The organism is Sphingobacterium daejeonense (assembly GCF_901472535.1).
In the GTDB taxonomy this organism is placed as follows: Bacteria; Bacteroidota; Bacteroidia; order Sphingobacteriales; family Sphingobacteriaceae; genus Sphingobacterium; species Sphingobacterium daejeonense.
Map to the genome: position 1 here is coordinate 3,574,227 of NZ_LR590470.1, position 12,841 is coordinate 3,587,067.

At 38.8% G+C, this 12,841-nt stretch carries 10 protein-coding genes, 1 tRNA gene and 1 pseudogene; 5 read left to right on the forward strand and 7 right to left on the reverse strand.

Features of this window, described 5'->3' with window-relative positions; genetic code table 11:
• Position 1: 1 nt before the first annotated feature.
• Both FGL31_RS17265 and FGL31_RS29165 read right to left on the reverse strand, forming a co-directional pair.
• Positions 2–820, reverse strand: coding sequence for an FGGY-family carbohydrate kinase (locus FGL31_RS17265; RefSeq protein WP_394366192.1), 819 nt, complete (start codon positions 818–820; stop codon positions 2–4).
• A pseudogene (locus tag FGL31_RS29165) lies at positions 803–1,478 on the reverse strand (FGGY family carbohydrate kinase); the annotation flags it as partial. The gene FGL31_RS17265 and the pseudogene FGL31_RS29165, both read right to left, overlap by 18 nt.
• Before the next feature lie 352 nt (positions 1,479–1,830).
• On the opposite strand from FGL31_RS29165, the gene FGL31_RS17270 reads away from it, so the two are divergent.
• The 5 genes from FGL31_RS17270 (at position 1,831) to FGL31_RS26325 (ending at position 9,765) form a co-directional block, all read left to right on the forward strand.
• Entirely contained in the window at positions 1,831–4,989 is a 3,159-nt protein-coding gene (locus FGL31_RS17270) for a SusC/RagA family TonB-linked outer membrane protein (protein WP_197734304.1), read from the forward strand.
• Between the two features lie 11 nt (positions 4,990–5,000).
• Complete coding sequence (locus FGL31_RS17275; protein ID WP_138093309.1) at positions 5,001–6,908, forward strand: RagB/SusD family nutrient uptake outer membrane protein; 1,908 nt, start codon at positions 5,001–5,003, stop codon at positions 6,906–6,908.
• Positions 6,909–6,937: 29 nt separating this feature from the next.
• Entirely contained in the window at positions 6,938–8,326 is a 1,389-nt protein-coding gene (locus tag FGL31_RS17280; RefSeq protein ID WP_138093312.1) for a 3-keto-disaccharide hydrolase, read from the forward strand.
• A gap of 184 nt (positions 8,327–8,510) precedes the next feature.
• A complete protein-coding gene (locus FGL31_RS26320; protein WP_232047172.1) occupies positions 8,511–8,921 on the forward strand; it encodes a Gfo/Idh/MocA family protein in 411 nt (136 codons plus the stop codon).
• A 7-nt stretch (positions 8,922–8,928) separates the two neighbouring features.
• Positions 8,929–9,765, forward strand: coding sequence for a hypothetical protein (locus FGL31_RS26325; RefSeq protein ID WP_232046888.1), 837 nt, complete (start codon positions 8,929–8,931; stop codon positions 9,763–9,765).
• Positions 9,766–10,206: 441 nt separating this feature from the next.
• Here FGL31_RS26325 and FGL31_RS17290 read toward each other — a convergent pair whose 3' ends face one another.
• The 5 genes from FGL31_RS17290 to FGL31_RS26340 all read right to left on the reverse strand — a co-directional run bounded on the left by FGL31_RS17290 (position 10,207) and on the right by FGL31_RS26340 (position 12,611).
• Positions 10,207–10,842 (reverse strand): hypothetical protein, encoded by a 636-nt coding sequence (locus FGL31_RS17290; protein WP_138093315.1) that lies wholly within the window; start codon positions 10,840–10,842, stop codon positions 10,207–10,209.
• Between the two features lie 209 nt (positions 10,843–11,051).
• Positions 11,052–11,125 (reverse strand) — tRNA-Asn (locus tag FGL31_RS17295).
• 107 nt (positions 11,126–11,232) lie between these two features.
• The gene (locus FGL31_RS26330) at positions 11,233–11,664 is read right to left on the reverse strand and encodes a magnesium transporter (protein ID WP_232046889.1); all 432 of its coding nucleotides are present in this window, start codon (positions 11,662–11,664) and stop codon (positions 11,233–11,235) included.
• The gene (locus tag FGL31_RS26335; RefSeq protein ID WP_232046890.1) at positions 11,636–12,430 is read right to left on the reverse strand and encodes a magnesium transporter; all 795 of its coding nucleotides are present in this window, start codon (positions 12,428–12,430) and stop codon (positions 11,636–11,638) included. Before FGL31_RS26335 ends, FGL31_RS26330 begins: the two co-directional genes overlap by 29 nt.
• Positions 12,348–12,611, reverse strand: coding sequence for a hypothetical protein (locus tag FGL31_RS26340; RefSeq protein WP_232046891.1), 264 nt, complete (start codon positions 12,609–12,611; stop codon positions 12,348–12,350). Before FGL31_RS26340 ends, FGL31_RS26335 begins: the two co-directional genes overlap by 83 nt.
• Positions 12,612–12,841: the final 230 nt, after the last annotated feature.

The window sequence follows — 12,841 nt, forward strand, 5'->3', positions numbered from 1 at the left end:
ATTATAATTTTTGCAATAAGCTATTTTTCCATTTTATATAAAGATCATCGTAGATCTCTGTGTTTTTAGGTTCAATTGTTTTGATCTTGGTCAATCCTGAGAATGCCTCTTTCTTATCGTTATACACCTTTGCCCCAATACCAGCCCCCAAAGCGGCGCCTACACTTCCATCGTTCTCATATAATTCCACCGGAACCTGTGTCACTCCAGCAAAAGATTCCTGAAATATCGGACTTAAGAACATATTAGCATATCCAGCTTTAATAATATTTGGATGTATATTATTCTCACGGATAATATCCAAACCATATCTGAATGAATGTGCAATACCTTCTTGCACCGCCCGCCATAAATGAACTTCGTTGTGCCGCACAAAATCAAGGTTTTCAATATGTCCCTGCACAGTTTTATTGTTTAGCATACGCTCAGCTCCATTTCCGAACGGCAATACAACAATCCCTTCAGAACCAATAGCAACCTCTGCAGCTTTATCGCTTACCTCATTATAGCTGAGACTTTTAGCAGTCATTTTTTTGATCCAACTGTTTTGAATGCCTGTTCCATTAATGCAAAGCAATACACCGACATTATTTTGCATTTCATTATGATTAACATGAACAAAACTGTTTACTCTAGAATCTTTATCATAGGTCAATTGATCACTAACAGCATAGATAACACCAGATGTCCCCGCCGTAGCAGCAACCTCTCCTGCTTCCAAAACCCCTAATGACAAAGCATTATTGGGCTGGTCACCAGCCTTATAACTTACTATAGCATTTTCAGAAAGACCTAATTCTTCAGCAATACGAGAATCCACTGAACCGTAATCAGAAAAAACAGGCTGAATGTCCGGAACCAAAGATCTATCAAATCCATAATGTGCAATTAACTTTTCAGAAAGTTCATTCTTTTCAAAATTCCATAGGATACCTTCGGAGATCGAGCTTGGGTTAGAATTGATTTCTTTGGTCAAGCACATGCAGATAAAATCTCCCGGCAACATAAATTTGTATACCCTATCATAAACCTCGGGCTCATTTTGCTTTACCCCAAGCCAATTTAGAGGCTGTAAAATTTCCCGGTGAATTCAAGTGAGATTGCAAGAAACCTTCCGATTCCAGGTTAGAAAATGCAGTGTTTCCAATATCTACAGCACGGCTATCACACCAAATTATCGAATTACGGAGCGCCTTTTGATCTTTGTCAACAATCACCAAACCATGCATTTGATAAGCAATACCGATGGCACCAATATCTTTGGGATTATACAAACCACTAGAATTTGCCTTTAGAATAGCTTTTTTGGTATTTTCCCACCAATTGACTGGATCCTGTTCTGCCCATCCCTTATTATGTGAAATGATCTCTGCCTCCGACTCTGGAAACTGAGCCGTAGCTATCCGTTTTCCAGTCTGAGAATCTACAATTGATACCTTGATAAATGAAGTCCCTAAGTCAATCCCTAGTAATAGCATGTTTATATTGGATAAGTTGATTACACAAGATAAAAATTTTTAAAACAAATAGCCTACCCGAATGCTAATTTATTCTATTGTTCAGGTAGTGGGCCTGAATACTTGAAAAACCCCAGATATAGGCATAATACTCTGATAATCAACACACAAAACCCCTAATTCACTAAATATTCCAACTATAACGTTTTCGTAAATAAAGGTATATCGGTTTAGCAAAGTGACTTGGTAAATTGGCTATATTGGTTTATAAACCTATAATTTTTAAACTTTTTGATTAAGCCTAACATCCATTTTTTGGAGCATAACATGCTTTAAAGATGAAAAACTTAAGTAACCTTTTAAACAAATCATTATGATCAAACAGAACCTATTACTCTATTTCTGCATGACATGTATTTTCATACTGTTTGCAGGCCCGAGTTATTCCCAACAGGGGCAATTAACCATTAGAGGAACCGTCAAAGCTGCAGATGGAAGCCCTATCGACGGAGCCAGTGTTGTAGTCACTAGAACAAAGCAAGGAACATCAACGGATGTCGATGGTAATTTTGAGTTTGAAGTACCATCGGGTACCACCGGCACACTAACCATTACACACGCCGCCTATCAAACTCAAACAGTAAATATCAGCAACCAGGACCTTCAAATAACCATGCAAGCAAATGCAGAGAATTTGGATGAAGTAGTTGTTGTTGGTTATGGTACACAGAAAAGAAAAGATTTAACAGGATCTGTTGCTTCAGTCCAAGCCGAAAAACTTGAAAAAGAAGCACCTCGATCTATTCAAGATCTATTAAGAGGTAATGCAGCCGGTATTGTAATCGGACAGGGTAACTCCGCTAAAGGGGATGCTGACCTTCTGGTTCGAGGAAAAGGAACATTAAAAGCAGGCTCTAGTCCATTGAATGTCGTTGACGGAGTAATCTTTGATGGTACTTTTGCTGATTTAAACCCCAATGATATAGCATCTATTGATATCTTGAAAGATGCGAGTGCCACCGCAGTTTATGGAGCTAGAGCAGCAAATGGAGTTGTATTGATTACTACAAAACGTGGAGCATCTGGAAAACCAACAATTACCTTAAACAGCAACGTAGGCTTTGTTACTAAAGCAGGAATTCCACCGGTTATGAACGGTCAAGAATTTTTAGCTTATAGATATGATTATGAGATGGGAAGAAGAGATGATAATTATCACAACAAATATCCTGAAATGTTTGTTGACCCAAGGAAACTCAGCAACGTTGACCAACTAACCTGGTACAATTATGATCAAGGAACTCCTGTAACTTCTGTAAACGAAGAGCAATTAGTCAGATCTTGGTTAGCAAGATTAGAATTGCGTTCCCCAGAAATCGACAATTACATGGCTGGTATCGAAACTAATTGGCAAGACCTCGTTTATCAAAAAGGTATTCAACAAGATTACACAGCAAGTATTTCAAATAAAACAGATAATTTAAACTATTATTTTTCGCTTAATCATGTAGACCGTGAAGGTTTTGTGGTGGGCAATAGATTTAAGAATTTTAGAACAAGGATGAACCTTGAATCTAAAATCACCAATTTTCTGAAAGTAGGTACAAATGCAAATTTTGCAACCAGAAATGAAGGATTTCTACCTGCCGATTGGAGACAATCTGCCATCGTCCCACCTTACGGATCCAATAACATTGATGACCCTAATAGTTTGTACCGTAGGTTGCCAACAGGAGATGTAACTCCTGTCAATCCTTTCTTTGACAACCTTTATCGTAATAGGGTAGATAGATTCAACACCTTAAATGCAACAATCTATGGAATAATCACACTTCCTTATGGATTTGAAATTCAATCTAATTTTACGCCATCATTCAACTGGCGTGAATATTATAATCATGAATCTTCTGAAAACCCTGAGTGGGCAGCTTCGGGTGGACGTGCTGAAAGAAGATTTGAAAAAACCTATAATTGGCAAATGGACAATGTCCTTCGTTGGAAAAAAACTTATGGCGACCATAATTTTGAAGCAACTTTTCTGCAGAATGCTGAAAAAGGCCAATTCTGGATGACAAAAGCAACTGCATCTAACTTCTCCCCAAGCGATATTCTAGAATGGCACCGCCTTCAAGCTGGAACTGTTCCATTGAATGAAAGTAATGACACCTACTATACTGGAGATGCTTTGATGGGAAGATTGTTTTACTCTTACAAGGATACTTATTTATTAACAGCATCTGTCCGTCGAGACGGATATTCTGCTTTTGGTGCAGAAAACCCTAGAGCAACTTTCCCCGCAATAGCACTAGGATGGAATTTCACAAATGAAAAGTTTATGGAAAGCACCAAATCTTGGTTGGATTATGGAAAACTCCGCTTGTCATGGGGTAAAAATGGTAATCGTGACATAGGTATGTACGATGCATTATCAGATATGTCTTCAGGTTTGCACCCATACATTGACAGTAAAGGAAATGTTATTCTATTGTCCCAACTATACGTGAACAGAATGCAAAACCTAGGTCTGAAATGGGAAAACAAATCCTCATACAACTTCGGATTAGATTTTGGCATGTTTAGCAACCGCTTGAGTGGAGCAATTGATGTTTATACTGCATCAACAAATGATTTATTGGTCGACAGAGAGCTCCCTGAAATCATAGGGTTCAGTAATATTACCTCAAACCTTGGGCAATTGGAAAACAAAGGTTTTGAATTCAGCTTAACAGGAAACATCATCCAAAAAGAAACCTTCAGTTGGTCATCAAATGTAATTTTCATGTATAACAGAAGAAAAATCACAAAATTATATGGTGATATGATAGATGTTTTGGATGCAAATGGGAATGTCATTGGACAACGTGAAGCTGATGATATTAAAAACAGATGGTTTATTGGTCAAGATCCAGATAGAATTTGGGATTACAAAGGCGATGGTGTATGGCAGACTGATGAAGCGGACGAGGCTAAAAAATATGGCTTACAACCTGGAGATTTCAAATACATTGACCAAAATGGAGACGGAGTAATGACGGATGCAGATAGAGTATTTCAAGGATATAGAACACCTAGGTTCCGTTGGTCTTGGAGAAATGACTTCAATTATAAAAACTTTAATCTTTCCATGTTTATCTATTCAAACTGGGGACAGTATAATGAGTTCAACAGAGCAGCCAATAACGCAAACTTTGCCGACAGAACTACAGATTATGTGATGCCAAGATGGACCGCAGCAAATCCAATTAATGATTATGGAAGGATTGGATCTAAAAATATAGGTTCTAATTATGTTGAAAAATCCTTCATTCGTTTAGAAAACATTTCTCTTTCATACATGGTCCCTAGCGAATGGATTGAAAAGGCCAGCATTAGAAACCTGAGAATATCTGCCTCAATTAGAAACGTAGCAGTATGGGCTCCAAAATGGGAATATGGTGATCCTGAAGGATTCCCTGTTCAAGGTGATGATGGAGACAAAAGGTATTACCCAACACCAAGAACTTATAACTTGAGCCTAAACTTCTCACTTTAAACCTAAAAAAAATGAAAAATTATAGAAATCTTATATATAGCATAACTATTGGTACATGTACAATCCTTGGATTCCAAAGTTGTAGTAAGGATTGGTTGAAACCGGAGCCAAAATCATTTTATACTCCTGAAGTAGCATTATCAAACCCCGAAGGACTCTATGCAGCATTGACTGCCGCAGAGAGAAATATGCGTCATGAATTTTTTGGAGATGCTGCTCCAATTGTCACTGAAATGGTTCAGTCTGATATTGCCGTTGAAGGAACAACAGATAAAGCTGGACCCCAAATGGACATGGACATATCACTATTGCCAGATGCTCAACTAAACCATACTGATTTTACGAAAGTAGGATGGTACTGGTTTGAGGCATACAAAGGAATTAAATATGCTAATACAGTAATTGCAAGAGTCGATTTCGCAACGTTTAAAGACGATGCAGAAAAGAATGCCATCTTGGGTGCTGCTTATTTCCAAAGAGCGTACAGATATTACAAATTGGTGCACCAGTTTGGAGATGTGCCATTCTTAGATTGGGAAATTACCGAACCAAAATATGACTTTAATTCCTATGACCGTTGGAGCATCCTCAAAAGGTTAAAAAAAGATCTTGAATTCGCATATGAATGGATCCCAGAAAATGTAATGCGAGGCAAAACATCAAAGGCTGCAGCAGGAGTTCTGTTAATGAAAATAGCTATGGAGCTTGAAGATTTCGACCTAGCTATTAAAGTCGGAAATGAAATCACAGCGAAACATCCTTTAATGAAATCTCGTTTTACAGTTAACCAAAGTCTCCCAAACACAAATTTAATGTTCGATTTACATAGTGTGGAGGCCAAATTGGACATGACCAATACCGAAGGACTAATGTATGTCGTATCATATCCTGAAGCTGAGGGATCGGCAAGAATTGAGACTATGAGAAATGCCGTGCCATTCTGGAACAATGGTAATATCAAAACTCCAGATGGACAAACAGGAACTAACGTGAATGTAGCTACAGGAGAAACTGACCCTACCATGAACTTAAACAAGACTTATGGTCGTGGTATCGGCAGGTTAAGGCCAACATGGTACTCAAGCAATTCTCTATGGCGTTCAGACAAAGAAGCTGAGGATATGAGGGGAATCCACAACAAACAAAGTTGGAGAAAAATGGAAGACCTTCGATATAATGATCCTGCTCTTAAAACAAAAGGAAGTCAGTGGTACGGCAAAAACTTCATTAAAAACCCAAGCATGAGTCCTGAAGACACCATTAGATTGTGGTTTTCTTGGCCACATTACAAAGTGTTTGTACCAGACCCATTGCAAGCTACATGGACTGGAGGAGAAACTCCTTGGTACATTTACCGATCTGCAGAAGTGTATTTGTTACTTGCAGAATGCTATTACTGGAAAAGCCAACCTGCTATGGCAGCTACAGCTTTAAATGAGGTCAGAACAAGAGCTGGTGCTAAACCAATTACTGCAGGTGAAGTAAATATCGGCGAAATATTGGATGAAAGAGCTAGGGAACTATACTATGAAGAAGCTAGACATACAGAATTAGTTCGAATTGCTTATACCTATGCTAAAACCAAAAAACCATGTGAAATTTTTGGTGGTAGAGTTTATAGCCTAGAAAATTTTAGTGGACCTGGAGGTGTAAATTCAAACATTAAACAAAATGGAGTGAACTTTTGGTACGACCGAGTGGTGTCAAAAAGCAACTTTTACAATAAAGGTGTTAAACACAAATGGGCAGAATATAAAATTTCAGTGCACCATGTTCTTTGGCCAGTACCAGCTGCTGCGATCAATGCCAATGTCAAAGGTGTAATCAATCAAAACATCGGTTACCCTGGAGCGGAAAGAAATGAAAAACCACAAATTGTACCCGACGAAGGAACAGTTTTAGGTCCAAAAGCAGAATAATTAAAACGATAAACATCATAAACTAAAAAATGAAAAGTAAACCGATTTTTAAAACAATAAGCAGTATTGGATTCGCGCTATTATTGGTCAGTCAAGCCAATGCTCAATCAAAAGATTCAAAAGGGTTCAAACCTCTGTTTGATGGCAAGACATTAAATGGATGGAAATCTGTGGGCGGAGATGCGCCATACACTGTTGAAGATGGGGCAATTGTTGGAAGAATGACAAAAGGTACTCCAAATTCTTTTTTGATCACGGATAAAGAATATGGTGATTTTATCTTGGAATTAGATATTAAGCTTGAAGGCAACAAAACTAATTCGGGAGTGCAAACCAGAAGCCATCTAGACCCAAATGCAAACAACGGAAAAGGTAGAGTATACGGTAGACAAGTAGAAATTGACCCCTCACCTCGTGCTTGGGCAGGTGGAATTTACGATGAAGCTCGTAGAGGATGGCTATACCCTTTGGATTTAAATGAAAAAGCAAAGCCTGTTTATAAACAAGATGAATACAATCATATCCGTATTGAAGCCATTGGTAATGAAACCAGATCATGGATCAATGGAGTGCCTGCAGCCTATGTTGTCGATACTGTAGATGCATCCGGATTTATTGGACTTCAGGTCCACAGCATAAAAGATGAAGAAGATGGCAAGAAAGTCTATTTTAAGAACATTAAGATTCAGACTGAAAACCTGAAACCGAGTCCTTATCCTGAAGGCCAATATATCGTGAATTTAACCCCCAACTCCTTAAGTCCAGCAGAACAGAAGAACGGGTATAAACTTTTATTCAATGGAAAAAATTCTGAGGGCTGGCGCAGCGTTAAAGGCGAGAATTTCCCTGAAAAAGGTTGGGCAATTAAAGATGGAATCATTAAAGTCCAGAAATCTGACGGTGGCGAATCTACCAATGGCGGTGATATCATTACAAAAGACAAATACGGTGTTTTTGACCTGTCCTTTGAATTCAAACTTACTCCAGGAGCAAATAGTGGGGTGAAATATTTCGTGACCCTAGCAGAGAAAACTCAAGGGTCTGCTATCGGACTGGAGTATCAAATCTTAGATGACAAGCTCCATCCAGATGCAAAACTCGGTAGAGATGGAAATAGAACCCTTGCTTCCCTATATGACCTCATGACATCGGATAAAAGCCGAGGTGCCACGAGACCAATCGGAGAATGGAACAGAGGAAGAGTAGTTGTAGACAAGGACAATAACGTCACTTACTATCTGAATGGTGTTAAAGTTCTGAACTATACTCGTGGATCAAAAGAATTCAAGGACCTTGTTGCGATCAGCAAATACAAGGATTGGGACAAATTTGGCGAAGCTGCTGAAGGCCATATCTTATTGCAAGATCATGGTGACGAGGTTTCATTCCGTTCCATTAAAGTTAAAAAGACTAAGTAATCACATAATTTCTATTTTGATATGAACCATTATTTATCCCGTAGGAGCTTTATCAGCAGATCAATTATGGCCGGTGGAGCAGTCCTGCTTTCCAACAGTGTCTTAGGCAAAGTGACAATGGCTAGCCCTAAATGAACGTGTCAACATCGCCTGTGTCGGAATTGGAAATAGAGCAAACGAAATAATAAAAGAATTCCATAAAACTGGGCAATGCAATGTCGTTGCCCTCTGTGATGTCGACATGGGAGCTAAACAGACCCAGGAGATTATCAAGATGTTCCCTAATGCGCCAAGATATCAGGACTTCCGCAAAATGTTTGATGAGATGGGTAACCAATTCGATGCAGTGATTGTAGGGACCCCTGACTTTGCCCATTTTGCCATCACCATGCAAGCATTGGGCATGGGCAAGCATGTCTATGTTGAAAAACCAATGGCCAGGACTTTCAATGAAGTGGAATTAATGATGCAGAAAGCTCAGAAAAACCCAAAACTGGCAACACAAATGGGGAACCAAGGGACATTCAGAAGCAAATTATTTCCAGTTCAAGGCATGGAAAGATGCCGGTATCATAAAAGATGTTACCCGTATTGATGCCCACATGAACAGCCCTCGTAGATGGCACGGATGGGATCCAAATATCACAGGTTTCCCTTATCCTGAACGAATACCAGAAACTTTGGATTGGGAAATCTGGCAGATGCAGACTTTAGGTCATCATTATAACAAAGACTTTGTCAATGGCCAATGGCGATGCTGGTTTGACTTTGGAATGGGTGCTTTGGGAGATTGGGGAGCACATATCCTGGACACCTCCCATGAATTCTTGGAACTAGGTCTCCCTACTGTTGTGGAAGCCAAAAACCTGGAAGGACATAACTCCTATTTCTTCCCCATGTCTTCAACAATTAATTTCCACTTCCCAAAAAGAAAGAATATGCCGGCGGTGGACATCAACTGGTATGATGGAATCAATAACCTTCCTCAAATTCCGGAAGGATATGGCGTTTCTGGACTTGACCCGAACATTCCTCCTCCAAGCACCGGAAAAATTGAACCAGCTAAATTAAACCCAGGAAAAATCATTTATTCAAAAGATTTGATATTCAAGGGAGGATCACATGCTAGCACTCTTTCAATAATCCCTGAGGAAAAAGCAAAAGATATGGCTTCAAAACTGCCTGAAGTGCAACCAACCCCTTCAAATCACTTCCTGAATTTCCTTAACGCATGTAGAGGAACTGAAAAAACCAGATCATCTTTTGAAATAGCTGGCCCTTTGAGTCAAGTATTCTGTTTAGGGGTGATTACTCAGAAGATGAACAACAGAATTGAGTTTGATCCCAAAACAAAGCAGATCACCAACGACAGATTCGCAAATGAGATGCTTTACGGCCCTCCTCCGGCAAAAGGATGGGAACAGTACTACATAGTGTAGTTTTTTAATAATAATGCAACAGAAGGCCGTAAAATTAGTTTGCGGCCTTGTTGGTTCAAATAAACTTAGACTATAGACATAAGACATAAGACATAAGAATTGGCAAGCTGGGATGTAGTCTTATGCCGCGATAGTTGGTAGGGCCCTTTAACATCATACCTCCCCAAACGGGCACAACTATTATAGCAATGATTATACGACGCCACACAACCCTGTAGGGGGTGCAACTATTATAGAAAAAAGGCCATACCCCCCCAAAAGCCCCATCGGGGCTAAATGCCAGAGGCATGAAATATCTCTTAAATGCCGTCGGCATGTAATATCTATAGAAATGAAAATCGCCTAGCACACCAACGCCGTAGGTGTGGCAAGTTTGTTAAACACCCCTATCCTAATGACATTACCTGTAGGGGTGAAAATTAAATACTTTGCGTATTTAATCTATCTTTTTAGATAATTCCTTAAAGTTAAAATATGAGCCAGAATAATTACTGGAACTACAACTGCTGGTAATAGTGAGTATGGAAAGTGGAGAACAGCCAAGTTTGGGTTTTTATGAGCTATTAGCTGAAGAGGCAATGGAGAAGAAATAATTCCAATTATCAAAACATTCAATAGAAAACATATTCCTAGAAAATTCCAGAATCTAAAAATATTTGATTTGTAAAAATCCTTCCAAATTAATCCAACAATCAGGATGAATATAGTTGAGATTGCAAAATATAAATCAAAATTCATTCCCTCAAAGGTCATTTCTCTTGGCACTAATTTGTTAATCCATAAATTATATAAAATGAATTCCATTGGGATTCTTAATAAATGAATGGACGTCAAGAAAAAAATATTAATTGAATTAGGAAGTTTGTTATTCTGAGAATAAAAGATAAATGATACGATAATTGTTCCAATTAATACTAAAACAAATGTGATTGGACTTTTTATAAATATTCCAGTTCCAGAAACTATAGATATTATGAGTATCCAAATTAAAAAGGGATAAATATTTTTCAGAGAATTTACTCCTAAGCCTAAAAAAATTATGGCTAATAAAACAATGATAAGAAAACAGATTCCCATAAAAAATATTTTGCTTTCAAAAATACTTCTTAAAAAAATCATCACACTTGCCCTATGACAAGATTATAAAAATATCACCAAGTAAAAGCAAAGAATCTAAAATAAAAAAACCGATATAATCTAAACTATATCGGTTCTAATGTCTTTTGTCTAATGTCTTATGTCTAAAAAAAAAGCCTGTCGCAAGACAGGCTTTTTTGAGAGATTCGCTCCTGAAGCTGGGCTCGAACCAGCGACCCTCTGATTAACAGTCAGATGCTCTAACCAACTGAGCTATTCAGGAATTTCAACCGTTCCTCTCGTTTTCGGTGATGCAATTATCGGAAGTTTAACCGACTATTGCAAATATTTTTTTGCGTTTTATCGCAAGTTATTCAAAACCAATTAGAATTAATTGAACAACACATCCCGAAGGATAAACGTTGCAAAGCTAAAATAGATAACCAACCCCGTAACATCGACAATTGTCGATACAAACGGCGCTGATGAACTTGCAGGGTCCGCCCCAAACCTTCTTAAGATAAAAGGAAGCATCGATCCAACCAAGGATCCCCAAAGGACAACACCAACCAACGAACAACCGATGGCTGCTCCATACAAATACCACACATCACCATAGGTATGCTTGATGACCTCTTCAGCTCCAATTCTCACAAAACCCAACACGCCCAATATTATCCCCAACAACAAGCCTGACAGAATCTCTCTTTTCATAACCATCCACCAATCCCGTAAAGTCACCTCACCCATCGCCATCGCCTGTATAATCAGTGTAGATGCTTGCGAGCCTGAGTTACCACCGCTGGACATGATTACAGGCATCAAACAAGACAAGAATAGTAGTGAACTTAGCCTCGTATGCCTGAAGAACGTTAAAAGTCAACAGCTGGCCTAAAAATAGCACGATCAGCCAACCCGCTCTTTTCTTCACAAGGTGCCAGATCGAAACATCAAGGTATGGTTCATCCAAAGCCTCGGTACCACCCATACGTTGCATATCTTCTGTATATTCTTCATTCGCTACCCAAAGGATATCATCAATCGTTACGATACCCAACATGATGTCCTGTTCGTCAACTACCGGAAGAGCAACGCGATTGTTCATACGGAAAATCGTTACCGCCTCCTCTTGCGGATCGTCAGCATGCAATGAGATCAAGCGGTTGTCGATAAGGTCCTCAACTTTTGTATCAGGCTCAGCCAATAGAATGTCCTTGATCTTAACGTCATCAACCAACTTACCATCCGAATCGATAACATACAAAACGTCGATCGTCTCAGAAGCAGATCCATATCTTCGGATGTGGTCCAATACTCTTGGCATGGTCCAATGTTCTTTGACAGTGATATAGTCGGGAGTCATCAGTCGGCCGACTGAATCTTCGGGATATCCAAGTAATGATAATGCCTCTTTTCTTTCCTCCGGTGTCAAGAGAATAATGAGCCGTTTTACGACATCACCTTTCAGCTCGGAGAAGAAGGAAGTACGGTCATCGGGAGGCATCTCATTCAAGAGCTCTCGAATCAATGAAGCAGGTAATTTTTTTAGGATTCTTTCTTGGGTGGGGAAGTCTAAAATACGGAACACATTGACCGCTCTTTTTTAGACTTAAGGTTTCCATAAATAAAGGACCATATTCAGGAAGCTCATCGATCAATTCTTCAACATCCGAAATATTCAGTTCGTTCAAATAATCCGCAAGCTCGGTCTGATCACCACGTTCAATCAATTCCTCAACATGTGCTACAAGCATTGCTAATTCTTCCATACGCCTCCTTTATTTTACAATCCTACATTGGTCCAAAAATCGTTTGTGCAAAAGTCGTTTTTTTTAACATAATAATATAATTAATTTTTAATGAATGATTAACACCTAATAACAACTAGAAAAACAACCTTTCCTAAATCATAACAATATGTCATATTGTCATAATTATTAAATCCAAAATTCCCTTGTATTATGGTCAATAAAATCTTCTCATTTTACTAATCAATCCA

What these genes read in the sequence shown, in the direction of transcription:
- FGL31_RS17270 (WP_197734304.1), top strand. Translation starts at nt 1,831, where the DNA reads ATGATCAAACAGAACCTATTACTCTATTTCTGCATGACATGTATTTTC.
- FGL31_RS17275 (WP_138093309.1), top strand. Translation starts at nt 5,001, where the DNA reads ATGAAAAATTATAGAAATCTTATATATAGCATAACTATTGGTACATGT.
- FGL31_RS17280 (WP_138093312.1), top strand. Translation starts at nt 6,938, where the DNA reads ATGAAAAGTAAACCGATTTTTAAAACAATAAGCAGTATTGGATTCGCG.
- FGL31_RS26325 (WP_232046888.1), top strand. Translation starts at nt 8,929, where the DNA reads ATGAACAGCCCTCGTAGATGGCACGGATGGGATCCAAATATCACAGGT.
- FGL31_RS17290 (WP_138093315.1), bottom strand. Translation starts at nt 10,842, where the DNA reads ATGGGAATCTGTTTTCTTATCATTGTTTTATTAGCCATAATTTTTTTA.
- FGL31_RS26330 (WP_232046889.1), bottom strand. Translation starts at nt 11,664, where the DNA reads ATGCCTGTAATCATGTCCAGCGGTGGTAACTCAGGCTCGCAAGCATCT.
- FGL31_RS26340 (WP_232046891.1), bottom strand. Translation starts at nt 12,611, where the DNA reads ATGGAAGAATTAGCAATGCTTGTAGCACATGTTGAGGAATTGATTGAA.